Source organism: Micromonospora sp. NBS 11-29 (assembly GCF_002140155.1).
GTDB lineage: Bacteria > Actinomycetota > Actinomycetes > Mycobacteriales > Micromonosporaceae > Micromonospora.
Window position 1 is genome coordinate 1 of sequence record NZ_NAPR01000005.1, and the last position, 763, is coordinate 763.

The following is a 763-nucleotide window of genomic DNA, read 5'->3' on the forward strand; positions in this document are numbered from 1 at the left end:
AGGCGGTGTCGACGGTGACGGCCGGGCCCTCCAGCCCGAACGTGTACGCCACCCGCCCGGACACGACGCTGCCGGAGTTGCCGGTGCCGAGGTAGCCCTCGACGCCCTCGGGCAGGTCCCGCACACCGGCGGCGTAGTCGTGGTACATCAGGCCGGCGAACACGCCGGTGCGGGAGCCGCGCAGCCGGGCCGGGTCGACGCCGGCGGACTCGAACGTCTCCCAGGACGCCTCCAGCAGCAGCCGCTGCTGCGGGTCCATCGCGAGGGCCTCGCGGGGCGAGATGCCGAAGAAGCCGGGGTCGAACTCGGCCGCCCCGCCCAGGAAGCCGCCGTGCCGGGCGTACGAGGTGCCCGGGTGGTCCGGGTCGGGGTGGAACAGCGCGTCGAGGTCCCAGCCCCGGTCGGTGGGGAACTCGCCGATGCCGTCGCGTTCGTCGGCCAGCAGTTCCCACAGCCGCTCCGGGCTGTCGATCCCGCCCGGGTAGCGGCAGGCCATGCCGACGATGGCGATCGGCTCGTCCACGCCGGTGACGGCCACGGTGTCGGTGTGGGCCGCGACCGCGCCGGTGAGCTGCTCGTGCACGTACCCGGCGAGCGCGGCCGGGGTCGGGTAGTCGAACACCAGCGTGGCGGCCAGCCGCAGCCCGGTGGCGGCGTTGACCCGGTTGCGCAGGTCCACCGCGGTGAGCGAGTCGAAGCCCAGCTCCTGGAACGCCCGGTCGGCGGGCACCGCGTCCGCGCCGCCGTGCCCGAGCACCTGCGC

At 75.4% G+C, this 763-nt stretch carries 1 protein-coding gene; it reads right to left on the minus strand.

Going from position 1 to position 763, the window contains the following annotated elements; translation table 11 throughout:
• Positions 1–763 (minus strand): acyl carrier protein (locus B1205_RS29575; RefSeq protein WP_176308486.1); only part of this gene is annotated, 763 nt, incomplete at both ends.